Annotated in this window: 19 protein-coding genes and 3 pseudogenes; 12 read left to right on the top strand and 10 right to left on the bottom strand. The window is 73.1% G+C overall.

Going from position 1 to position 20989, the window contains the following annotated elements; translation table 11 throughout:
• Positions 1-246: 246 nt before the first annotated feature.
• The 3 genes from EDD39_RS23190 to EDD39_RS23180 all read left to right on the top strand — a co-directional run bounded on the left by EDD39_RS23190 (position 247) and on the right by EDD39_RS23180 (position 2184).
• Positions 247-807 carry a sterol carrier protein domain-containing protein gene (locus EDD39_RS23190; RefSeq protein ID WP_162870090.1) on the top strand — a complete coding sequence of 187 codons (561 nt, stop codon included), beginning with the start codon at positions 247-249 and terminating at the stop codon, positions 805-807.
• A gap of 92 nt (positions 808-899) precedes the next feature.
• Entirely contained in the window at positions 900-1925 is a 1026-nt protein-coding gene (locus tag EDD39_RS23185) for a mevalonate kinase family protein (RefSeq protein WP_123558909.1), read from the top strand.
• Between the two features lie 4 nt (positions 1926-1929).
• Positions 1930-2184, top strand: coding sequence for an NUDIX domain-containing protein (locus EDD39_RS23180; RefSeq protein ID WP_425269720.1), 255 nt, complete (start codon positions 1930-1932; stop codon positions 2182-2184).
• Here the strand turns inward: EDD39_RS23180 and EDD39_RS42740 are convergent.
• Positions 2176-2801 (bottom strand): annotated as a pseudogene (locus tag EDD39_RS42740) (helix-turn-helix domain-containing protein). The gene EDD39_RS23180 and the pseudogene EDD39_RS42740 overlap by 9 nt on opposite strands.
• 168 nt (positions 2802-2969) lie before the next feature.
• Between EDD39_RS42740 and nudC the strand changes: the two are divergent.
• The gene (gene nudC, locus EDD39_RS23165) at positions 2970-3869 is read left to right on the top strand and encodes an NAD(+) diphosphatase (protein ID WP_123558904.1); all 900 of its coding nucleotides are present in this window, start codon (positions 2970-2972) and stop codon (positions 3867-3869) included.
• A gap of 49 nt (positions 3870-3918) precedes the next feature.
• Here the strand turns inward: nudC and EDD39_RS23160 are convergent.
• The 5 genes and pseudogenes from EDD39_RS23160 to EDD39_RS41215 form a co-directional block, all read right to left on the bottom strand.
• A pseudogene (locus EDD39_RS23160) lies at positions 3919-4524 on the bottom strand (IS3 family transposase); the annotation flags it as partial.
• Positions 4525-4783: 259 nt separating this feature from the next.
• Positions 4784-6019 carry a hypothetical protein gene (locus EDD39_RS23155; RefSeq protein ID WP_148089500.1) on the bottom strand — a complete coding sequence of 412 codons (1236 nt, stop codon included), beginning with the start codon at positions 6017-6019 and terminating at the stop codon, positions 4784-4786.
• Positions 6020-6063: 44 nt separating this feature from the next.
• Positions 6064-6762, bottom strand: coding sequence for a class F sortase (locus EDD39_RS23150; RefSeq protein WP_123558898.1), 699 nt, complete (start codon positions 6760-6762; stop codon positions 6064-6066).
• An 11-nt stretch (positions 6763-6773) separates the two neighbouring features.
• The gene (locus tag EDD39_RS23145; protein ID WP_208765565.1) at positions 6774-7547 is read right to left on the bottom strand and encodes a hypothetical protein; all 774 of its coding nucleotides are present in this window, start codon (positions 7545-7547) and stop codon (positions 6774-6776) included.
• Positions 7548-8183: 636 nt separating this feature from the next.
• Positions 8184-8507: a carbon-nitrogen hydrolase family protein gene (locus tag EDD39_RS41215; RefSeq protein ID WP_244256950.1), complete on the bottom strand. Its 324-nt coding sequence runs from the start codon at positions 8505-8507 to the stop codon at positions 8184-8186.
• Between the two features lie 356 nt (positions 8508-8863).
• Here EDD39_RS41215 and EDD39_RS23135 point away from each other — a divergent pair, with 356 nt between their 5' ends.
• Positions 8864-9049: a helix-turn-helix domain-containing protein gene (locus EDD39_RS23135; protein WP_123558896.1), complete on the top strand. Its 186-nt coding sequence runs from the start codon at positions 8864-8866 to the stop codon at positions 9047-9049.
• Between the two features lie 15 nt (positions 9050-9064).
• Here the strand turns inward: EDD39_RS23135 and EDD39_RS23130 are convergent, their stop codons facing one another.
• Positions 9065-9889, bottom strand: coding sequence for a tyrosine-type recombinase/integrase (locus tag EDD39_RS23130; RefSeq protein WP_244256948.1), 825 nt, complete (start codon positions 9887-9889; stop codon positions 9065-9067).
• A gap of 75 nt (positions 9890-9964) precedes the next feature.
• Positions 9965-10219, bottom strand: a complete 255-nt coding sequence (locus EDD39_RS41210) for a hypothetical protein (protein ID WP_244256946.1) — start codon at positions 10217-10219, stop codon at positions 9965-9967.
• Positions 10220-10311: 92 nt separating this feature from the next.
• On the opposite strand from EDD39_RS41210, the pseudogene EDD39_RS23125 reads away from it, so the two are divergent.
• Positions 10312-10476: pseudogene (locus EDD39_RS23125) on the top strand (pirin family protein); the annotation flags it as partial.
• Between the two features lie 793 nt (positions 10477-11269).
• Here EDD39_RS23125 and EDD39_RS41205 read toward each other — a convergent pair.
• Positions 11270-11707: an IclR family transcriptional regulator domain-containing protein gene (locus EDD39_RS41205; RefSeq protein WP_244256944.1), complete on the bottom strand. Its 438-nt coding sequence runs from the start codon at positions 11705-11707 to the stop codon at positions 11270-11272.
• Between the two features lie 440 nt (positions 11708-12147).
• Complete coding sequence (locus EDD39_RS23115) at positions 12148-13806, bottom strand: bifunctional 3-(3-hydroxy-phenyl)propionate/3-hydroxycinnamic acid hydroxylase (RefSeq protein ID WP_123558894.1); 1659 nt, start codon at positions 13804-13806, stop codon at positions 12148-12150.
• 105 nt (positions 13807-13911) lie between these two features.
• Here EDD39_RS23115 and EDD39_RS23110 point away from each other — a divergent pair, with 105 nt between their 5' ends.
• From EDD39_RS23110 to EDD39_RS23085, 6 genes are all read left to right on the top strand, one after another.
• Positions 13912-14871, top strand: a complete 960-nt coding sequence (locus EDD39_RS23110) for an amidohydrolase family protein (protein WP_123558892.1) — start codon at positions 13912-13914, stop codon at positions 14869-14871.
• Between the two features lie 53 nt (positions 14872-14924).
• On the top strand, positions 14925-16385 hold the full coding sequence (locus EDD39_RS23105) for an aldehyde dehydrogenase family protein (protein WP_123558890.1): 1461 nt from the start codon (positions 14925-14927) through the stop codon (positions 16383-16385).
• A gap of 127 nt (positions 16386-16512) precedes the next feature.
• Positions 16513-17421: an alpha/beta hydrolase gene (locus tag EDD39_RS23100; RefSeq protein ID WP_123558888.1), complete on the top strand. Its 909-nt coding sequence runs from the start codon at positions 16513-16515 to the stop codon at positions 17419-17421.
• Complete coding sequence (locus EDD39_RS23095; RefSeq protein WP_123560778.1) at positions 17421-19052, top strand: FAD-dependent monooxygenase; 1632 nt, start codon at positions 17421-17423, stop codon at positions 19050-19052. Before EDD39_RS23100 ends, EDD39_RS23095 begins: the two co-directional genes overlap by 1 nt.
• Positions 19049-20146 (top strand): amidohydrolase family protein, encoded by a 1098-nt coding sequence (locus EDD39_RS23090; protein WP_123558886.1) that lies wholly within the window; start codon positions 19049-19051, stop codon positions 20144-20146. Before EDD39_RS23095 ends, EDD39_RS23090 begins: the two co-directional genes overlap by 4 nt.
• A 102-nt stretch (positions 20147-20248) precedes the next feature.
• Positions 20249-20923, top strand: coding sequence for a GntR family transcriptional regulator (locus tag EDD39_RS23085; RefSeq protein WP_244256943.1), 675 nt, complete (start codon positions 20249-20251; stop codon positions 20921-20923).
• Positions 20924-20989 lie beyond the last annotated feature (66 nt).

The following is a 20989-nucleotide window of genomic DNA, read 5'->3' as shown; positions in this document are numbered from 1 at the left end:
GCGGCAAGTGGGCTGCAGGTGGGCCAGTTCGCCGAGGCCGGTGCGGCGGATCAGGCTGACGACCGTGCTGATCGAACCGGAGGAGCGCGCTGCGCCACTGGCCGCCGTGTTCGCCGCCCACCAGGGCGCCCACCCCGGCGAACTCGGCCGCGACCCCGCCCGGTGGCACGAACGCCTCGCCGCCACGGCGTCCGCCCGGTGCGTACTGGCCCGCACCGACGACGGCACACCCGCCGGGTACGCCCTGTGGCGGCGCACCGCGCCTGGCACCCGCACACCGGGGGCGCCCCGGTCACCGTCGAGGAACTCGTCGCCCCCGCTCCGGGCGCGGCCCGCGCCCTGCTGGACTTCCTGCTCCAGCTGGACCTGTGCACCCGCGTCGAGCTGCGCGGCCGACCGCTGCACGAGCCGCTGCGGCACCTGCTGACAGACCCCCGGGCACTGCGGCTGACGGCAGGCACCGACTCGCTGTGGGCCCGGATCCTCGACCTTCCGCGTCTTCTGGAAGCCCGACTCGACGCCCCCGAGCGCGAGTTGACCATCGACGTGGCCGACCCGCTGGGCTTCGCGGCGGGCCTGCACACCGTCACCGCCCGCCCCGACGGCAGCACCGGGTGCACCTCCGCCCGCCGCGTCCCGGACCTGTCGCTGGACGTCGCCGACCTGGCCGCCGTCCTGCTCGGCGACACCCGCCCGGCCGACCTGCTCGCCGCGGGCCGGCTGCGCGAGCACACCACGGACAGCGCGGACCTGTTCGCCCGCGCCCTCGGCCACCGGGCGCCGCCGCACTGCTCCACCCGGTTCTGACCGACCCGCTCCGTCAACCACCGGGCACGGCAACCGACCTGATCCACCGCCATCCGTCCACGGCCCCGTCCGGGGGCCGGAGGGGAGAGCCCATGTCCACCCGCGAGCCCACCCCCGTCCCGACCAGCACCAGGGCCTGCCTGGCCGGCGAGGACCTCGACTGGATAGGGCACCGCTCGGTGTGCGTCGCGGTCGACCTGCCGACCCGGGTCCGCACCGTCACCGGCCACTCGGCGGCCGAGCACCCTGCGGTCGCCGCCACCGCGACCGAGGTGTGGGAGTACCTGTGCGCGCGCCTTCCGCAGGGCGGCCCACGGACCCGCCCCGCCGTCGAGGTCGACGCCTCGGCGCCGCTCAACAGCGGACTGTCCTCGTCGTCCGCGCTGATCATCGGCCTCTTCCGGGCCTTCACCCACCGTCTCGGGACGGTCGACGAGGCCGCGGTGCTGCAATGGTCCTACGACTTCGAGTACGCCATCTGCCACGGCGGCGGCATGGACCAGACCGCCATCGTCACCGGCGGCGCGGTACTCACCGAAGGCCGCGACGGGACCTTGCCGGTGCTCGCCGGGCAGGCGCCCTTCCCGACCGACTGGCGACTGGTGGTGGTGGACTCGGCGACGGCCAAGGACACCGCCGGGCACCTGGCCCAGGTGCGCGCCCGCCACGCGCAGCGCGATCCGCGCCTCGCCAGGTACGTGACCGAGGCGGACCACAGCGCCGAACAGGCCTGGCGAGCCATCACCGGCCAGGACCTGGACGCCCTCACCGCGGCGATGGACCGGGCGCACACCGCGATGCGCGACATCCAGGGCATGTCCACCGACACCTTGGAGGGCATCCGCGACCTCGCCCGGCGAACGGCCGGCCTGCGGCTGAAGATCACCGGAGCCGGCGGCGGGGGCGCCATGGTCGGCGTGTGCGCGGCCGCCGACGCCGCCGCGGTCGAAGAGGTCCTCACCGCTGCCCTCGCCGGTCCGTACCCGCGCGCACGGATCCCGGTCGCCACGGCGGCACCGCCGGCCGCCGCGGTACTGCGGCCCGTGCACGCCGCCGGGCCGCAGGGCGGCCACGGCCCCGGGGTGCTCGTGGCCCTGCCCGGCACCGGCCTACGGTGACCCCATGGCCACTCCTCAGTTCATCCTCGACCTGCGCAAGCACATCGGGCACGGCCCGCTGTGGCTCTCCGGGGTCACGGCGGTGGTCATCGACGACGAGCGGATCCTGCTCAACCGCCGCTCCGACACCGGCCGTTGGGCACTCCTCCACGGCATCCTCGAACCGGGGGAACAGCCCTCCGGGGCCGTCGTCCGCGAGCCTGGACGGCCCTCTCGATGCGGAAGCGGCCACCTACTGACTTCGGGTTTGTCAGGGTGAGGTTGGGGGGTTGGGGGTCAGGCCGGTGCCGGCTATGAAGCCGTCGAGGGTGTCGGGCCGGTACTGCAGGCGTTTGAGGCGGTTGCGGACGAGGGCCTCGAGTCGGTCGAGTGCCATGACGGCGAGGTTGGCGAGGCTGCGTTCGACGTGTGCCCGGACCCACTCGACGGGGTTGGGGTCGGGCGAGTAGGCGGGTAGCAGGAACACCGTCAGCCGGGCGCGCTGGGCGGCCAACTCACGTATGGCGTGGGAGACATGGGTGTTCAGTCGGTCCCGTACCAGCACGATCGGCGCCTTGACGAACTGGTGGACGCCGTCGACCAGGGCGATGGAGTCCCGCTCGCCCGTGCTGCGGCGCCTGCCCTTGTCTGCGGGGTGGGTGCGCAGGCGGTGGCGCAGCCGGGTGCGGGGGCCGGGCCGCGTGACGCCAGTGCCTCGACCCCGCTCTCTCGCCACAACTGGTGCCACCGGTAAGCCGACTTCAAGCTCACCCGCAGGCGCCGGGCCACCTCCGCCGGCTTCACCTCCTGCTCGGACAACTCGGCGGCCTGCAGCCGCACCGACTCCCGGCGCAGCCGTCCCGCGGCGGTCAGCCCGCCACCATCCGCACATCTCACAGATCATCGGTACAGCCACCGCTCCAGGCTCATCAGGCACTTCGCACAGATTCGCCCTGACGCGCCGAAGTCAGTAAGGCATGTTGGGCAAGTTCTGGTTGCGGAGGGTGTCGGCGGACGTATCCGCTAGTGTCGAGGACAGGCGGACACTGTGATCCAGGAGGAGCGGTGTACTACAGCGGGTTGGGGCTCGACCGTGTCGTCGATCGGCGGGGAGACTCGGACTGGATCGAGGCACTGCTGACCAGGGCCAGTACCCAGGTCATTCCCCTGTGGCAGGACCAGTGCCTGGTGCGAGACGAAACGCCGTTGCGGCTGCCCTTGGCCCAGGCGAGGGACATCCTCGTCGCGGCCGGCGACCGGGTGCTGCTCGGCCTCGAGGGCGAGAGGGCGGTGTTCGCGGCCGATGTGTCCGGGCTCGAACGGGAGAGCGCCGTCGAACTGGTCGGCGCGGACACGATGCTGGACGTGCGGGCGATGGTTCCCACCATCACGCCGGACGAAGCGGGTCTGCTGGCGTACGCGCGGGGGATTCTGCACTGGAACCGCAATCAGCGGTTCTGTGGCGCCTGCGGGGGCCCGACCCGGTCCTGCAATGGTGGCCACCTACGGACCTGCCAGAACTGCGGGAAGCTGCTGTTCCCGCGGATCGAACCGGCCGTGATCGTGCTGGTCGAGCTTCCGGGCACGCCCCGGCGCTGCCTGCTCGGCCGCCATGCGGCATCCGGCCCGAACCGCTTCAGCACACTGGCCGGGTTCGTCGAGATTGGCGAGAGCTTCGAGGACACGGTGCGCCGCGAGGTGCGGGAGGAAGCCGGCGTCACCGTGGGTGCGGTGACCTACCAGGGTTCCCAGGGGTGGCCGTTCCCGGCCGGGGTGATGATCGGGTTTCGCGCCGAGGCCGTTTCCGATGCGATCGATGTGGACAACGTGGAAGTGGTGGAGGCACGCTGGTTCACGGCCGCGGAACTGCGCGCGCGGCTGGCGGACGCTGCTCTCGGCGGCCCGTACCGGGTCGATTCGATTGGCAAGGCGCTCATCGACCAGTGGCTGGCCGACACAGACTGAACCGATGCGGTGCGAAGAAGATTTCACGCTGCTTCGCTCGTCTTCTGCTTCAATTCGGCCGCCGCCTGCGTCCGTCGGCCGGCCGACGGCCACCCGGCCGCATGCCAAGCCCAGTCGGACCAGTCGTTTCTGCTCCCTGCTCCGCTCGAACGGGTATCCGAGTGGTGGCGAGAGGCTGGCTGGTGTGCAGCCTGCGTATATTGTACCGGCCCTCGATCCATTCGAAGATCGCGGTCCGTGCTGCGGCCCTGCTGGGCCAAGGCCGGTCGCCGGGCAACTCCCGCTTCAGCGTGGCGAAGAACGACTCGGCGAGCGCGTTGTCCCGGCACCGGCCAGTGCGGCCGACCGACAGTCGAACACCGAACTCGCTTGCCAGGAGAGCGAATTCACGACCGGTGTACTGGCGGCCGCGATCCGAGTGGAAGAGCGCTGTTCCGGTCGGGCGGCGGGTGTGGCAGGCGGTCCGTAGCGCGTCGGCGACCAGTTCGGTCCGCAGGTGGTCCGCGGTGGCCCGGCCGGCCACGCGGCGGGAGGCGATGTCGATGACGGTGGCCGGGTAGGGCCAGCCCTCGTCGGTCGCGATGTAGGTGATGTCGCCGCACCAGCGCGCATCGAGCCCGGCCGGGTCGGGCGTGAAGTCGCGCAGGACCAGGTCCGGCCGCCCGGCGGCCTGCGGAGCTGGTCAGGCCGTCCCGCTCGCCGGCGTCGACCTCGCCCTGCCCGACCCGGTCCCGCACCGCGGTCTCGGTCAGGTCGAAGTCCTTGGCGACCTGACCGACCGAGCGGTCACCGCGACGGCACAGCTCGACGATCTCGGCCTTGAGCTCCGGCGTGAACGCACGGCGAGGGCGCGGCTTCTCCTTCCCCGTGCTCTCCATGGTGGACATCGTCCTTCTCGGGGCCGAAGCCCCTGGTCAGAGGTGTCCGTCAAACCGAATCAAGCCCACCTGCCATTCGCCTCGACGACGCGGCCACCGGGCGGGACCGCGTCGCACCGTTCTGCCGGGCAGCGGACGACGGCGCGCCTTTTCGCAGTGGACCCGACGGTGCAGCGCCGTGCCCGCTCGGCGGGTCGCTATGCCGACCGGACGGTCAGGGAGCGCGGCTGCCCCGAGCCGCACGGGCCCCCGACGCCGACCGCAGGCCCGTGCGGGCCCCCTCGCCCCGTCGGCGCCGTGAGCGGGGGCGGCTGGGAGAACGTCCCCGCGGGCGGGGAACCGTGCCGGGGCAGCGGCCTGCTGGACCTGGCGTCGCGGCCTGGTGGAGGCGAGCAGGAGGGCGAGGAGGACGTAGAGGGGGGCGGCGTTGGGGTCGGTGGCCTGACCCGTCGTCAGTACGCCGAGGCCTTGTCCGAGCACCCAGAAGACGAGGGACAGCCCGATGGCGGCGCAGGCCGCGGGCAGTCGCCACCGCGGCCGTAGGGCGGCGAGGCCGATGAGGGCTTGGGCTGCGACCAGGGCGACGGTGACGGCGGTACCTGCGCCCGCCAGTGCGGCGGCGGTGTGCCGGTCTGCCGGTTGGAGCCAGCCGGGAGCGCCGTCGGCGGCGTCGGCGACCGCCTGGAGGGCGCTGTTGCCGGGCAGTGCCTGGAGCACCGCCGCGCCGGTCCACAGCACCACCCACCATCCGGTGATCCACCTCGTCCGCAGCCCGTCGGCCCGTCCCGGTGCGCCGGCGGTGTCGGCCGGATCGCCGTCCCTGCGCCGGTGGCCGCTGGCGGTGCGGGGCCACAGGGCGCCGGCGACGACGGCGTACAGCAGCACGGCGCCGGGGGCGCCGGTGAGCATGAGGGTGTGCAGGCCGGCCAGGCCGCCGAGTCCTTCGCCCAGCCACCACACGGACAGCGCCCAGGCGATCGACGCCGCGAGGGTCAGGCGGATCGGGCGTGGGGAGCGGGCGAGGAGCAGGGCGGCGCCGAGCAGGAGTTGGGTGGCGGCGAACAGCAGGTCCAGGGGCAGGGGGGCTGCGGCGATCAGGTGGGCGGCCCAGTGCACCGGGTCGGCGACGGCGGCGGGCTGGTGGTCGCCGGCCGGGGCGATGATCTGGTGGGCGAACCCGGTGGTGAACATGAAGGGTTGTAGTTGCAGTGCTCCGTCCAGGAGCCAGAGGAGGCCGAGTACGACTTGGGCTTGGCGGCGGGTGATGCGCATGACGTCTCCGGTGGGCCGGTGGGGCCGCCCGGGTGGAAGCGGGGTCAGGGGCGGTGTGCGGTGAGGGTGGCGAAGGCGACGGTGTTGCCGCGGTAGGAGTGGGTGGCTGGGTCCCAGTCGCCGCAGGTGATCAGCCGCAGGTGCGGCAGGTTGTCGTCGGTGCCGTAGACGGTGAGGGTGGGGAAGGCGTTCTTGGGGTACTCCCGGACGGTGTCGATGCCGAAGACGGCGGTGGAGCCGTCCGCCAGCGTCACCGTCACCTGGTCGCCGGTTCTGAGGGCGCCGAGCCGGTAGAAGACGGCCGGGCCGGTCCGGGCGGAGTCGACGTGCCCGAGGATGACCGAGGCCCCCACCTGACCGGGCGTCACGGAGCCGGTGTACCAGCCTGCTTCGAGGGGCTGGTCGGGTACCTGCACGGTGCCGTCGCCGTTCAGGCCCAGGCCGAGGAGCGGGGTGCGGACGTGGATCGAGGGGATGTCCAGTTCCGTCGGCGGTGAAGCGGGGAGCCGGCCGGAGGGTGCAGCCCCCGCTCCTGGCGAGGAGGGTGGGGCGCCGCTCGGCACGGGTGGGGACGCGGTGCCGGGGGCGGCGGGAGCGGCGGCGGACGGTTGGGGTGGCGGGTGGGCCTGGTCGGTCGCGGCGAGGGCGAGGGCGGTGGTGCCGCCACCGGCCAGCAGGCCGGTGGCGGCCAGGAGCACCAGGCGCCGTCGGGCGCCGAGCACGGGCGTGCGGGTGGTGGGCATGGCGGGAGGGTTCAGGACCGGTCGGCACCGGTCGGCGGGCGCCTGCGGAGCACCCAGGTGCCGGCGCCGGCGGCGATCAGCAGGAAGCTGCCGCCCGCGATCAGGCCGGCGTTGTCGGGTCGGTGCTGGGTGGCTCCCGATCCGGTCGCGGCGCCGCCGGCGGGCATGGCGTGCAACGCGCCGCACAGGGCGGGCGCGGTGGCGGTCTGCGGCAGCTTCGGGTCCAGGTCGCTGGCGCCGAGGACGTTGGTGAACTTGCCGCTGCCGTCGTAGTCGATGCCGTGCACGACGATGACGGCCTTGCCGTCGCGGATGTTGCCGGCCACGTCGTCGGTGACCGTCAGGGTGCGCTGGTAGTGGAAGGAACTGCCCGTCGGGAAGCGGTCGACGGCGAGGCCGCTGTTGGGGCTGGTGTCGCCGCTGGTGGTCAGCGAGGTGCCGATCATGCCGTAGGCGGGGTGGCCGTCGGTGGTGCTGATCGCGGTGTGGCCGTTCAGGTCGGTGGCCGCGGCGGCGGTGGGGCACGTGCCCATGCCGTCGACGTGGATGTGCATCGCGTGCGGGACCCCGGCGAGCAGGCCGGTGGTGTCGACCGTGACGGTGGCCTGGTCGCCGCTGAGGCTGACCGTGGCGCTGCCGGATCCGGTGACGTGGTTGGTGGGGACGGGGCTGAGGGAGGTCTGGTAGCCGGTGCCGGCCGAGGAGTCGGCCAGGGCGGTGGCGGGCAGGCCCGCACTCAGGCCCAGCGTGCCGGCGGCGGCCAGGCAGTAGATCGCTTTGCGCATGATGATCGTCCGCTCCTTGAAGCGGGCCCGGCCGGTGATGGTCGCACCGGCCGGAGCCGGTTCGGACTCGCGGCGCCGTGGCCGCGTGGGACAGCAAGGCACCCGTCGGCCGTGCTGCGGCCCGGGCGGGGTGCCGGGGCACCGTCCCCGTGTGTGGTCGACGGTGTCGTGTCGGTCGATCTACCAGGGGTTCGGAACCGATAGTCCCGCGGATGGGTCGAGTTGAGCGGGTGAACGGTGGGGATGTCCGTACCGGTTGTGCCGCCCACGCGGCGCACCGTCCCCGGCGACGGGGTCGAAGGGGTGGGGCGGGGCGCGGTCAGTCCTGCTGCGGCCAGGCGGAGAGCTGGATGACGCCGTCCTGGTACGCGGGCAGCTCGACGGTGGCACCGTAGTCGGCGAGTTGGGCCCAGGGCGATCGATGCCGACCTGGCCGTGGCGGCGGACACGGGTGACGGCGTCCAGGTCGAGCACGTCGATCAGCGCCTCCTCGCCCGGTCCGGCCTGCCGGCGGCTGGTTCCCTCGGGGTCGACCACGGCGCTGTGACCGACGCCGTAGGGGTCGGGGGTGTTGGCGTCGACCACGTAGACCTGGTTGGTCCAGGCGTGGGCGCAGACCAGTTCCATCTCCCGGTCTCAGGCGGTGGCGATGCGGGTGGGTTGGATCGTCACTTCCGCGCCCAGCCAGGCCAGTTGACGTACGGTCTCCGGGAAGGAGCCGTCGTAGCAGACGGCGAGCCCGATCCGGCCGATGCCGGGGATCTCGAACACGGTGAGCCGGTCGCCGGACTCGGCCTGTTCGTGAGGCTGCCAGGGGCAGAGCCTGCGGTAGCGGGCGAGCGGCTCGCCGTCGGGCGAGAAGACCGGGGCGGTGTTGTGCACGGTGCCCTCCGACGTCCGTTCGAAGTCCGAGCCGCCGCCTTCGGCAGTGCCCTGACCTAACGCCAGATCGCCTTCCACGCCCTGGTCCTGACTTTCGGTCAGGCCAGGGGTCACTCCACGCTCACCGATCCGCCCCGGCTGCTCGCCGCCGACTTCGTAGCCATGGAGGGCGGCCACCAGATGGAGGGACCGTCCGGCCGCCGTACCCGCGGCAACCGGCCGGCTGCGCACCGTCGTCCGCGGTCACCTGTCACTGGTCGGCCCGGTGAGGATCACCCCCCGCCCCTGTGCTTGCCGCACTCCGGGGGTCGAGCAGTCGGGGCCGAGGGACCCTGTTGGAGCATTAGCGGCTTCTGTCGGCACGGAGAAACCGTTGAGCGGCGGCGACCATCCCGGTCCGGCTCCGTCGGAGCACCGCGACGCAGGGAGGACCAATGGCTCCGCAGTTCATGGATGCCAGGCAGACGGCCGAGTACTTGAACGTCTCGCTGTCCTGGCTGTACCGGGAGGCCGCGGGTGTCGGTCTGGTGGCTTACCGGTTCGGGCGCGGGCGGAACGCCAAGATCCGGTTCAAGGTCTCCGAGGTCCGGGCCTGGACCAGGCAGCAGCGGACGGGGTGAGCACGGGGGTGCGGCTCAGGCCGCCAGGTCGAGGTTGAGGACCTGGGCCGCGCGACTGATCGAGCCGGGCATCAGGTGGCGGTAGGTCTTGAAGGTCACGTCGATGCTGCGGTGGCCCATCCACTCGGCGACGTCGGTGATCGGGATGTTGTGGGTGAGGCAGTTCGAGGCGAAGAAGTGCCGGAAGCCGTACGGCACCATGCCTTCCGGCATGTGGAGAGCCCCGGCGAGCTTGAGCCGCTGCCACTGGTTCTGTAGGTGGTGGGCCGGCATCGGCTTGGACAGGTCGCGCGGGTGGCGCAGCAGGTAGCCGTCGGCCGTCCCGTAGGTGTCGGCGTACCACTCGATGGTGTGCTTCACCCGGGCCGACAGCGGGGCATCGCGGTACTCCCCCGCTTTGCGGTGCTTGAGCGGCGCGTACTGCCCGGTGGTCTGGTTGACCTGCCCGGTGATCCGGTAGACGTCGTCGGCGACGATGTTGTTGACGTTGACGGCCAGCGCCTCGCCGTTGCGCAGACCGCAGCCGCTCATCAGGTCGACCACCACCTGGAACACGTCGTCACCGGCGGTCCGGAGGCCGGTCAGTTGCTCCGGCGACGGGATCACCGCGCGTTTCGGGTCGTACTGGGGCGGCACCACTCCCCCGGCCGGGCTCTCGTCGTACAGCCCGAGGCGGTGGGCGTCCACCAGGATCGCGCGCAGCTTGTCGAAGACGTTGGACTGGGTGGCCAGGCCCACGCCGTTGCGGTCCATGGTGGTGATGAAGGCATCGACGACCTTGTAGTCGAAGGTGCCCGTCCTGCGGCCGGCGAAGGCCGGCAGCAGGTGGTTCTCCAGCAACGAGTCCAGGTGCCGCAGCGAGGCGGGGCCGAGGGCGCGCTGGGACCTGCGCCACTCCTCGGTGTACTCCCGGAACTACGTCGGGGCGTACTTCTGGATCCGCTCGGCCTTGCGCTGGTGGCGCGGGTGGTACTTGCGCTCCTGGTAGACCTCGGCGAGCCGGGCCTTCGCCTTGTCCTGGTTGGCGAACCCGGACTCCTCCGTCTGACGGCCGGCCGCGTTGCGGTACCGGATCGTGCAGTCGTGCGGGCACCGCGGCCACCGGCTCTCCGGGTGCTCGCAGGACTTGAAGAAGCTGCCCATGCCGCGGACGAGGTTGATCGACGCCACTCTGCTGACCCCCGGGTCGGTTTGCTGACCTTTTGCTGACCCTGGATGGTCGATCAGGCCCCTGAGCTGGGGAGAAACGCCAACCACGTGCTGTGTGGTGGACCTTCATCGGGCGGTCCGGCGAGGAGATCGTCCAGGCGCGGCTCGACTGGGAGAAGGGGGTCCGGTTCGGCGAGGTCCAGGGCTACCCGGGCGACCGGCTGTCCGCCCCGGAGCTGCCGAACGTCACCCTCAAAGCGCGCGGGAACCGCGGCTGAGCTGCGGAAACTCACGGTCGGGGCGGTCGCGTTCACCAGAGCGGGAGGGGCGCTCCACGACCGCCTCCGACAAGGGCTCCCGCACTGACGAACGTCGTCGGCAAGGGCTTCAAGGCAGTCGCGGTCGGCCCGCCGATTCCCGTCTACAGGCGTGTTTTGCAAGGTTCGGGTGGATGAATGCTGACCTTTTGCCGACTTTAATGACTACCCGTCAGCTTCCTGCGGGGCCGTATCACTCCAGGTGGCAGACAGGCGGGAAGACCGGCTCGACCGGCGTACGGGCGATCGAGTCTGCGGCGAAGACACCCGGACTTCGCCCTACCAAAAGTGCGCACAGCCCTCGATAACCCACCCCATGACGTTCCCGCCCCACCGCGGTGCCACCGAGACCAGCAGCAATCCGGTCTCTCTGCCCCTCACCAGCCGCCGAAGGATGGCCACCGCCCGGACAGGACGAGATGGAGAGGACGGTTGCCACGCTGCCGCCTCCATTGCGGCCCTGGGCACCGTGGTCGACCGCCCCTGCCGAACCCCACCCCCACCGGCGCCTCCCGCGCCAGGCAACTGCGCGGGGTCGCCGAGGTGTTGCGCACCGCCCTGGAACGGGACGCGGTTCCGTCGGCCGCCGCCACCTCCCTCACGACACTGCTCACCCCCCGCCGCCCGACCCGACCGGCACTCCCCCGCGTCCATGCGCGTGCGCGGTGATGGTCGGACTCGCCCCCGCCGAGCCCCCGGCGCCGGACGCCGGACACCTGCTCCGACTCCAGGGGGAGGAACGGGCACGGACGTCCTACGGGCGGTGCGGGTCCACGGGGTGTCCCAGTACTTCGGACATCGCCCGGGTCGAGCTCAGCAGTTCCGCCGAGAGGCGGGCCGTGTCGTGCTCCGTGAGGCCGCGCGCGGGCATCACCAGGGTGACGACGAGGGGGAAGGACTCGCCCGCGGTGAACACGGGCGCGGCCAGGGAGGTGACGCCGGGGATGACGCCCCCGACGGTGGTGGCCACTCCCGTGCGCAGCACCTCCTCCCTGATCCGGTCGACGCGGTCCCGGACCGTCGCGTCGAGCGCTCCCGTCTCCGACTGGCCGCGCAGCACCGACTCGGTCAGTTGACCGGGCAGGTGCGCGAGGAACACCCCGCCCATCGCCGAGTTCAGCAGCGGCATGGTGGCCCCGACCCGGACCGTGATCGGCAGCGCGTGGGCGCCGTACTCCCAGCGGACGACCACGGGGCCGTGGTCGCCCCACACCGCCAGGTTGACGGGCGTGCGAGGTGCGGTCCCGCAGCCCCGGCAGGTGTTCGCTGACCAGCGCGACCTCGTCCATCCTGCGCAGCGACTCGACGCCCAGGCGCCGCATGGCCGGCCCCAGGTCGTAGTGGCCGGAGCTGGGCGACTGGGCGACGAGGCCGACCCGGGTGAGGCTGACCAGGTAGCGGTGGGCCTTGCTGGGCTGCATGCCGGCGGCCGCGGCCGTCTGGGTCAGGCTCATCGGGCCCCGGCCCTCCTCCAGGGCCCGCAGGACGGTCATCGCCAGTTCGACGGACTGGATGCCCTGTCGCGCCGGGGATTCGTCGCCGGCGCCGGGGTCGGGGGGAGGCTGAGTACTCACAGCGGGATCATAGTGAACGGCCCGTCAGCGTCCCCCGTGCGGCGGCGGGTACCGGACGTCAGCTCGTCGCCCCGTGCCCGTCCGCCCCGTGCCCGTCCGCCCTGTGCCCGTCCGCGCCGTGCCCGTCCGCGCCGTCCCCCACCGCGACCAGGAGTTCGCCCGCGAGGCCGTCCACGGTGTCGGGGACGGCCGCGGTGCCGAAGACGTAGAAGTCGGGGCGGACCGCCACCGCCGCGCAGTCCAGTTCGGCGAACCAGCCGCGGTAGGTGCCGTGCACGTCGTGGACGACGGCCGCCTTCGGGTGCGCGGCGGCCCGCTCGCCGGGGGCGACGACCCGCACGCCCGCCCGGGCCAACTCGTCGAGCCGGCCGGAGCGTTCCAGCGCCTCCAGGGCTCCCGCGTCGACCAGCAGGTGGAAGCCGCCGCCCACGACCTGGTCCAACCGGTCGCGGCGGGCGCCGTCGTCCACCACGCCCTGGACCGACAACTGCCCCCGCCCGGCAGCTCGTTCGCGGGAGAACAGCCCGTCGACGAGCCCTGGCAGGCGCACGGCCTCGGGCGCCGCCGACCGCGCCCGGCGTTCCAGCAGCACCCGGTCGCGTTCGGCGGCGCGCTCCGGGTCCCGCAGGGTCTGGAGGCGGCCGAGTTCGATGCCCCGCTCGGTCACCGCGCGCACGTGCGGTGCGCGTTCCGCCTGGTAGGTGTCGAGGAGGTCCTCCGGTGCGGTCCCGCGCAGGACGAGGTCGAGTTTGAAGGCGAGGTTCTGCGCGTCGCGGAAGCCCGAGCACATGCCCTGGCCGAGGAAGGGGGGCATCTGGTGCGCCGCGTCGCCGGCGAGCAGGACGCGCCCGCGGCGCCAGTCGTCCGCGACGAGGGAGCGGAAGGTGTACGTGGCGACCCGGATGAGGTCGGCGTCGTCGGGGGTGAGGTGGCGCGCCACCCGCTTCCAGACGTGCCGCGGGTCGCGTTCGGTCTCGAAGTCGTCCACCGAGTCGAGCATGAAGCTGAACCGGTGGTGCGCGGGGCCCAGCGAGATGACCGAGGTCGGGCCCAGCGGGTCGCCGAGCTGCAGCGCGGGCGGCACCGGGGTCGGCCTGCGGAAGCGGAAGTCGCACACCATCCACGGCTCGGAGAAGCCGTAGTCGAAGAGCCTCACGCCGAGGGCCGATCGCACGAAGCTGTTGCCCCCGTCGCAGCCCACGACGTAGCGGGCGGTGACCGTCCGGCGCCCCTCGGCGCCGTCGACGGTGAGCACGGCGCCCTCGGCGGTCTGCTCCAGCGCGACGACGGCACTGGAGTGCCGCACCTCCACGTGGGGCATCGACCGGCACACGGCGTCCAGCGCCTCCTCGAGGTCCGGCTGGTACATCATGTTCCACTCCGGCCAGCCGCTGCGGCCGACCTCGGCGAAGTGCTGCTCCAGCAGCAGGTCGCCCCGGCCGTTGCGCCACTCGTAGGTGGGCTGCACCCGCACCTTGGGCAGCAGGTCCCGCGCCACGTCGAGGCCCGCGAGGGTCCGCATCGTCTCGTCGTCGAAGCTGGCCGCCCGCGGCAGGTTGTACAGGCCCGCGTACCGCTCCAGGACGGCGACCCGGTAGCCGGCCCTCCCCAGCAGGGCCGCGGTCACCATGCCCACCGGCCCGTACCCCACCACGGCCACGTCCGCCGTGCTCCCGTCCGGGAACCGACCGCCGAAAGCGCCGTTCGCACCCGTCATCGGGCACCTCCAACTTCTCGAACCTTCCAGAGGGTTGACACGGACGGAACGTACGTTTCACCATCGATGAAGTCAATGCATATAAGTGAAATACGAGGGACCACGATGCGCACCATCGGTCTTGAGGAACACTTCGTCACACCGGAACTGGCGGACTACGGCGCCTCGTCGGCCTCGATCATCCAGCCGGAGAAGTGGCGGGAGGCGTCCCGGCGGCTGCTCGACCTCACCGGGGAGCGCCTGGCCGAGATGGACGCGGCGGGGCTCGACGTGCAGGTGCTGTCCCTCAACTCCCCCGGCATCCAGGCCGAGGCGGACAACGCGACCGCGGTCGCCCGGGCGGCGGCGGTGAACGACCTGCTCGCCGGCGTCGTGGCGGACCACCCCGACCGGTTCGCCGGATTCGCCGCCCTGCCGCTGCAGGACCCGCAGGCGGCCGCGAGGGAACTGGAGCGCTCGGTGTCCGAGCTGGGCCTGCGCGGCGCCCTGGTGAACGCCCACACCCGGGGCCGGTACCTCGACCACCCCGAGCTGCGCGTGGTGTGGGAGCGCGCCGAGGCCCTCGGCGTACCCCTCTACCTGCACCCCGCCAACGGCGTCGGCACCCCCCACGTCATCCAGGGCCACCCCGAACTCGTGGGGCCGATGTGGAGCTGGGGGTCGGAGACCGCGACCCACTTCCTGCGCCTGGTGTTCGGCGGCGTCCTCGACGACTTCCCGGAGGCCAAGGTGCTGCTGGGGCACATGGGCGAGGGACTGCCCTACGTGCTGTGGCGGCTGGACTCGCGCTGGGCGTACCACAACCACCACGGGATCGAGCTCGCCCGCGGCAACCCCTCGGAGTACCTGCGGCACAACCTGTACGTCACGACCAGCGGCGTCTGCTCGACCCCGCCGCTGCTGTGCGCGCTGCTCGCGCTGGGCTCCGACCACGTCCTCTTCGGCACCGACCACCCCTTCGAGGAGATGGCGGAGGCCACCGCCTTCCTGGAGTCGGCCCCGATCGACGAGGAGGACCGGGCCAAGATCGCCCACCTGAACGCGGAGCGCCTGCTCGGCCTCTGACCCCCGTCCCCGCTCCCCCACCACCCACCACCCACCAGCAAGGAGCCACCGGCATGACCCTGGAGAACACCGCCCGGCACTGGATCGACGGCGAGTGGGTCGACTCCGCCCGGACGTCCGAGAGCATCGACCCGGCCACCGGCGAGACGATCGGCACGTACGCGGACGGCGGCGCCGAGGAGGGGCGGCGCGCCGTCGACGCGGCGGCCCGCGCCTTCGCCGAGGGCACCTGGCGCCTGGACCCGATGCTGCGGGCCACCGCCCTGAGCCACCTCGCCGACGCGTACGACAAGCGCATGCCCGAGGTGGTCGACACCCTGTGCCGGGAGAACGGCAAGCTCCGGCACGAGGCCGGCTTCGAGGCGCACTTCATCCTCCGCGCCCTGCGCTTCGCGGCGGGCCTGGCCGTCCAGCCGCACGGCCGGGTCACCGACACCCACCCCGGCCGACAGGCCATGACGATCCGGCAGCCCGTGGGCGTCGCCGGGATCGTGGTGCCGTGGAACTCCCCCGCCTACCTCTGCGTCCGCGCCCTGGCCCCGGCCCTGGCGGCCGGCTGCACCGCGGTGGTGAAGATGCCGGGGCAGGCGGCCCGGACGGCGGCGCTGATGAGCGAGATCCTCGCCTCCGTCCCCGAACTGCCCCGGGGCGCGGTGAACGTGGTCGTCGAGTCCGGCTCCGACGTCGCGCGCCTGCTGGTGGAGTCCCCCCGGGTGCCGGTGATCAGCTTCACCGGCAGCACCGCCACCGGGCGGCTCGTCGCGCGGGCGGCCGCGGCCCGCTTCAAGCGGGTGGGCCTGGAGCTGGGCGGCAAGACGCCCCACCTGGTCTTCGCCGACGCCGACCTGGACGCCGCGCTCGCCACCGCCGTGCAGTCGTGCACCGTGTTCGCCGGGCAGTTCTGCATGACGGGCAGCCGGGTCCTGCTCCAGCGGGAGATCGCCGACGAGTTCACCGCCGCCCTGGCCCGGCGGCTGGAGGCCGTGCGCCCCGGCCCGGCGGCCGACCCGGACAGCCAGATCGGCCCCCTGATCGACCGGGCGGCGGTGGCCCGGGTCGACGCCGCCGTCGAGGCGGCGATCGCGGCCGGCGCCGTGCCGGTCGTCCGCGGCGGCCCGAGCACGCGCCCCGAACTCGCGGGCGGCGCCTTCTACCACCCCACCCTCCTCGCGGTGCCCGACTCCTCGCTGGCGATCGTCCAGGAGGAGACCTTCGGCCCGGTGCAGACGGTCCAGGTCTTCGACACGGAGGCGGAAGCCGTCGCGCTCGCCAACGACACCGAGTACGGCCTCAGCGCCTGCGTCTGGAGCCGCGACGCCGACCGGCCGCTGCGCGTGGCGCGGCAGCTCGACGCGGGGCTGATCTCCGTCAACAGCTGGGCGAACCTGACCGTCGAGTTCGAGGAGGGCGGCTTCAAGTCCAGCGGCGTCGGCCGGCTGGGCGGCACGGCCTCCGTCGAGGACTTCCTGGAGTACAAGCAGATCACCCAGGACTACGCACCCCACAACGGCTGACGGACCGGCCTCCGGAGCTCCCTCCGCTTCGCGGGCCGTCCGATCCCTTGCTGTTATCACATATAGCGCCTAGGGTCGCAGGGCCCGGGCGGCGCCCCGGAAACCATCCCCCGGCAGGAGGCCACAGATGGCCAGACAGCGCGACCTTCTGACCCTCGAGGTCGACGGACACCGGATCGCGGCGTACACCGCCGGTCCCGCCGTCCCCACTGGAAAACCGCTGATCGCCGCCCTCCACGGCGGCACGTACACGGCGCGGTACTTCGACGTCGCGGGCACCCCCGGAGGGTCCTTCGTCGATCTCGCCGCCGCGCACGGCCACCAGGTGGTGGCCTTCGACCGCCCCGGCTACGGCGACAGCACCCCGCTCGCGCCGGACGCCAACACGTTCACCCGGCACGCGGAGCTGCTCGGCGCCGCCGTGGCGCAGGCCGCCGTCCTGCTGGGCGCCGGCAGCGTGTTCCTGGTGGGCCACTCGATCGGCGGCATGATCGCCCTGATGATCGCCGCGTCCGCCGACGACCTGCCCCTGATCGGCGTCTCGGCGACCGGCATGGGGGCCGTCATCCCGAGCGGCGGCGCGGCCGAGGCCCTCGGCTCCCTCCCTGCGGACCTGACCGTGGACCTGCCGTACGAGGAGCGGGACAAGGTGATGTTCGGGCCCGCCCACACCTACGGGGAGGAGGGGCTGCGGCAGGCGCACGAGTCCTACGCGCCGGTGCCGGTACGGGAGTTGGTGCAGGCTCCGCGGTGGCCGAAGGAGCACCTTCCCGCCCTCGCGCCCCGGGTCCGCGTCCCCGTGCACAACGCGCTCGCCGAGTTCGACGCCCTGTGGAGCAGCGGGCCGGAGAACGTGGCCCGGTTCGCCGCGATGTTCACCGCGGCCCCGTTCGTCGAGGCGGGCGTCGCCCGCGGCACCGGCCACTGCATCGACCACCACACGCTCGGCCGCGCCCTGCACCTGCGGCAGCTCGCGTTCGCCGAGGAGTGCGCCCACTGGGCCGCCACCCGGCCGGCCTCCGAGGGCGGGGCCTGATGCCCTCCGCCGACCACCGCACCCTGCCGCGGCACGTGCGGGTGCTCGTCGCGGGCGGCGGGCCGGTGGGCCTGGCGGCGGCCGTGGAACTGGGCCGCCGCGGCGTCGACTTCCTGGTCGTCGAACCGCGGGCCGCCGTCTCCCGGGCCCGCCCCCGCTGCAAGACGCTCAACGTGCGCACGATGGAGCACCTGCGCCGCTGGGGCCTGGCCGACCGGCTCCGGAAGCGCGCGCCGCTGGCCGCGTCCTGGGCCCGGGACGTCGTCTTCTGCACCTCGCTGTCCGGCCGGGAGCTGTCCCGCTTCACGGACGTGCTCGGGCTCGTACCGGAGGGCGGGCGTTTCCCGGAGACCGGCCAGCAGGCACCGCAATACCTCCTGGAGGAGGTGCTGCGCGAAGCGGTGGCGGAACTCGCCCCGGGGCGGCTGGTCCTGGGGGCGAAGGTCGTCGGCGTGGACCAGGACGAGGACCTGGTGTCCGTGACGGTCGAGGACGGCTCCGGGCTGCGGTGCGTCGTCACCGCCGACTACGTGCTCGGCTGCGACGGCCCGCGCAGCACCGTGCGGGAGGCGATCGGCTCCCGCTACCTGGGCGGGGAGTCCCTGCGCCCGAACTTCGGCATGGTCTTCGAGAGCCCCGGCCTGTGGGAGCACGTGCGGCACGGGCCCGCCGTGCAGTACTGGGTCGTCAACCCGACCGCCCCCGCGCTGGTCGGACCGCTGGACCGGACGGACACCTGGTGGGCGATCGCCTTCGGCGTGGACCGGGCGACCGGGGAGCGCGAGGCGCGGCGGGTCATCGACGCCGTGGCGGGCCGGCCGGTGCACGCCGAGGTCCTCTCCACCGACCCGTGGACCGCCCGGATGCAGATCGTCGACCGGATGCGCCGCGGCCGGGTGTTCCTCGCCGGCGACGCCGCGCACCTCAATCCGCCGTTCGGCGGCCACGGGCTGAACACGGGCATCGGGGACGCGGTCGACCTGGGCTGGAAACTCGCGGCCGTGCTGTCCGGCTGGGGCGGGGCGGCCCTCCTCGACAGCTACGAGGAAGAACGGCGCCCCGTCCAGGAACGCGTCATCGAGGAGGCGACCGCCAACATGCGGGTGCTCTCCACCGAACTGCTCGCCGACAACCTCGACGCGGACGATGAGGCCGGGACCGCGGCCCGGCTGGCAGCGGGGGCGCGGATCCAGGAGACCAAGAAGGCGGAGTTCCACTCGCTCGACCTGGTCCTCGGACTCCGCATCGCCTCCTCCCCGGTCCTGCCCGCGCAGCAGGGCGTCGGAGCTGCGGGCGCCCGGCTGCCGCACGCGTTCCTCGCGGACGGCCGCTCCCTGTACGACCTGCTCGGGGACGGCCTGACGCTGCTCGTCCGCGGGCCCGGCACCTCGGCGGCGGCCGTCGCGGCGGCCGCCCGCCTTCGGGGCGTGCCGCTCACGGTGGTGCGCCTGCCCGAGCCCGCGCCCGCCGGACCGCCGGAGGTCCGCCTCGTCCTGGTCCGCCCGGACCAGGTGGTCGGCTGGTCCGGGAACGAGGCCCCCGAGGACGCGCTCGCCCTCGTCGACACCCTGAGCGGCCGCGCCCCCCTGTCGACGGACACCCACCTCCCGGAAAGGGAACAGCACCCATGAGCACCTCCCACTGGACCAGACGCCAGGCCCTGAACACCGCGGCGGGCGCGGCCGCGCTCGCCGGCGCCTCCGTCCTGGCGAGCCCCGGCACCGCCCGGGCGCACGGCGGCGGAGCCGACCCGCACGGCCGGTTGAAGATCATCGCGATCGAGGAGGCCGTCATGCTGCCGGGCCTCGTCACCCAGGGCACGGCACTGGGCGGGGCGATCCCGTTCAAGCCCGAGGTCACCGCGGAGTGGTTCAAGCGGCTCCCGGACGTCACCGAGTACCGGCTCGCCGACATGGACGCGAACGGCGTCACCATGCAGGTCCTCTCCCTCACCCCGCCCGGAGTGCAGATGCAGCCCGACGCGGCCGTCGCCGTCCGGGACGCACAGGTCGCCAACGACGCCCTCGCCCGCATCGTCGACGCCCACCCGACCCGGTTCGGCGGCCTGGCCGCGCTGCCCTTGCAGGACCCGCAGGCGGCCGTGCGGGAGGCCCGGCGCGCGGTGCACGACCTCAAGATGGCCGGCTTCCTGGTCAACGGGCACACCAACGGCCACTACCTGGACGAGCCGCAGTTCCGACCGGTGTGGGCCGCCCTGGAGGAGCTGGGCGCCGCCCTCTACCTCCACCCCACCCCCGCCCCGGCCGGCGACTGGGGCCTGCTGAAGGACCGCCCGGAACTCGTGGGCCCCTTCTACAGCTGGGCCGCCGAGACCGGCGGGCACGCCCTGCGGGTCGTCCTCGGCGGCGTCTTCGACGACTTCCCGGGAGCCAGGCTCATCGTGGGGCACATGGGCGAGTTCCTGCCCTTCCACACCTCCCGCCTCGACGTCCAGGTCCGCAACATCAACACCCGCGTCCCGCTGAAGCGCAAGCCCTCCGAGTACTTCGGGAGGAACATCGCCGTCACCACCTCGGGGGTCATGGACGACACCGTGCTCCGGGCCGCCATCGAGGTGGTGGGCATCGACAACGTGCTCTTCGCCATCGACTACCCCTTCGAGAAGAGCGAGCAGGCCGTCGGCTTCCTGCGCCACGCACCCCTGACCCGCGACCAGCGGGAGAAGATCGCCCACCGCAACGCCGAACGGCTGCTGAAACTGTGACCGCCGCGGACCGGGGGCGAGGCGCCGCCGCGCGAGCGGGCCCTTCCCGGGGCATAGCTATAGTTGATATCGACTATCGGCAGCCGAGGCGAGGAACAGAACGTGACGACATCCCGGGGGGCCGTCCAGCCCATCACGTCACGGTCCGTGGTGGAGCAGGCCACCGAGGAACTGCGGCGGGCGATCCTGGCCGGCAGCCTCGCTCCCGGCGCGGAGTACTCGCTGCGCGAGCTGGCCGGCATGCTCGACATCAGCTTCATCCCCGTCCGCGAGGCGCTGCGCAGCCTGGAGAGCGAGGGCCTGGTCATCATGCGGCCGGGGCGCAGCCTGGTCATCGCCCCGCTCGACCTCGACGACCTGCGCGGCATCTACCGCCTCCGGCGCGCCCTGGAGCCCGAGATCGCCCGGCGCTCGTGCGTGCTGCTGACGGACCGGGAGCTGGAGCTGCTGGAGTCCCGGGCCGCCGAGTTCGGGGCGCGGGAGCACGGCATGGCCGACATCTACGACGACCACCACGCCTTCCACCTCGCCCTGCTGGCCCCGGCCGCGACCGGTTGGGACATCCGGGTCCTGACCACCCTGTGGCGCGCGGGGGAACGCTACATCCGCATCGGCTTCGGCCGGTTGGACCCCGATCCCGCCGAGCACGAGCGGCGGGGCAAGGCCCACGCGGACCTCCTGGCAGCCTTCCGCACCCGCGACCCCGACGCGGTCGCCGCAGCCGTCGAACAGCACCTCGCCCGCAACGAGAAGATCGCCTTCTCGGCCCTGTCCTGACCGCGTCCCGCTCCCGGCGGGACAGGCGGACCCCACCATGCGAACAGCTTCGCAACACCGCCGGAG

The organism is Kitasatospora cineracea (assembly GCF_003751605.1).
GTDB classification, from domain to species: Bacteria; Actinomycetota; Actinomycetes; order Streptomycetales; family Streptomycetaceae; genus Kitasatospora; species Kitasatospora cineracea.
The sequence above is the reverse complement of the archived record's forward strand: the minus strand, read 5'-3'. Positions and strand labels throughout refer to the sequence as shown.

What these genes read in the sequence shown, in the direction of transcription:
- EDD39_RS23185 (WP_123558909.1), top strand. Translation starts at nt 900, where the DNA reads ATGTCCACCCGCGAGCCCACCCCCGTCCCGACCAGCACCAGGGCCTGC.
- EDD39_RS23180 (WP_425269720.1), top strand. Translation starts at nt 1,930, where the DNA reads ATGGCCACTCCTCAGTTCATCCTCGACCTGCGCAAGCACATCGGGCAC.
- EDD39_RS23155 (WP_148089500.1), bottom strand. Translation starts at nt 6,019, where the DNA reads ATGCGCATCACCCGCCGCCAAGCCCAAGTCGTACTCGGCCTCCTCTGG.
- EDD39_RS23150 (WP_123558898.1), bottom strand. Translation starts at nt 6,762, where the DNA reads ATGCCCACCACCCGCACGCCCGTGCTCGGCGCCCGACGGCGCCTGGTG.
- EDD39_RS23145 (WP_208765565.1), bottom strand. Translation starts at nt 7,547, where the DNA reads ATGCGCAAAGCGATCTACTGCCTGGCCGCCGCCGGCACGCTGGGCCTG.
- EDD39_RS23135 (WP_123558896.1), top strand. Translation starts at nt 8,864, where the DNA reads ATGGCTCCGCAGTTCATGGATGCCAGGCAGACGGCCGAGTACTTGAAC.
- EDD39_RS23115 (WP_123558894.1), bottom strand. Translation starts at nt 13,806, where the DNA reads ATGACGGGTGCGAACGGCGCTTTCGGCGGTCGGTTCCCGGACGGGAGC.
- EDD39_RS23110 (WP_123558892.1), top strand. Translation starts at nt 13,912, where the DNA reads ATGCGCACCATCGGTCTTGAGGAACACTTCGTCACACCGGAACTGGCG.
- EDD39_RS23105 (WP_123558890.1), top strand. Translation starts at nt 14,925, where the DNA reads ATGACCCTGGAGAACACCGCCCGGCACTGGATCGACGGCGAGTGGGTC.
- EDD39_RS23100 (WP_123558888.1), top strand. Translation starts at nt 16,513, where the DNA reads ATGGCCAGACAGCGCGACCTTCTGACCCTCGAGGTCGACGGACACCGG.
- EDD39_RS23095 (WP_123560778.1), top strand. Translation starts at nt 17,421, where the DNA reads ATGCCCTCCGCCGACCACCGCACCCTGCCGCGGCACGTGCGGGTGCTC.
- EDD39_RS23090 (WP_123558886.1), top strand. Translation starts at nt 19,049, where the DNA reads ATGAGCACCTCCCACTGGACCAGACGCCAGGCCCTGAACACCGCGGCG.